Raw genomic sequence first — 799 nt, forward strand, 5'->3', positions numbered from 1 at the left:
GCCTCGCCAAGGCGTGCCTGGCGCACTCAGTCCGTACATCTGGGACCTCCGCGATGGTCTTGTATGACGTCACTACGCTCCATTTCGAGAATGAGGACGAGGACGAGCTGCGCCGGGTCGGGATGAGCAAGGAGCACCGGGTCGACCCGCAGGTCCAGGTAGGGCTCCTGGTGGACCCGGGCGGGTTCCCGCTGGAGGTGCACCTCTTCGACGGACGCAAGGCCGAGACAACCACGCTCGTGCCCGTGCTGGAGGCGTTCCAGGCCAGGCATGGGGTCACCGACATGGTCGTGGTCGCCGACGCCGGCATGCTCTCGGCCGGCAACCTGAACGCGCTCGAGGACGCCGGATTCTCCTTCATCGTCGGCTCCCGCCTGACCAAGGCCCCCTACGACCTCGCCGATCACTTCGAGCGGCACGGTGACTGGTTCCAGGACGGGCAGGTCCTCGAATCCAAAAGGACCATGGGAACCGGCAAGGACGCGAGGGAACGCCGGATCGTCTACCAGTACTCGTTCAAGCGGGCCAAGCGGGACCGGCGCACCATCAACCTCATGATCGAGAAGGCCGAACGCATCGCCGCCGGCACCACTCCCTTGAAGAAGGCGAGGTTCCTCAAGGTCACCGGCGCCGAGAAGGCCCTCGACCAGGCCACCATCGACCGGGCCCGCCAGCTCGCAGGGCTCAAGGGCTACGTGACCAGCCTGCCCGAGGCCACCATGGCCGGCTCCGCGGTGATCGGCGCCTACCACGACCTCTGGCAGGTCGAGGCGTCCTTCCGCATGACCAAGTCCGACCT

General features: G+C 66.7%; 1 protein-coding gene. It reads left to right on the forward strand.

The window, feature by feature from the left end; translation table 11 throughout:
- A partial coding sequence (locus tag IE231_RS18120; protein ID WP_445977852.1) for an IS1634 family transposase occupies positions 1 to 799 on the forward strand: 799 nt, incomplete at both ends.

This window comes from Sinomonas cellulolyticus, from assembly GCF_014656475.1.
Classification (GTDB): domain Bacteria; phylum Actinomycetota; class Actinomycetes; order Actinomycetales; family Micrococcaceae; genus Sinomonas; species Sinomonas cellulolyticus.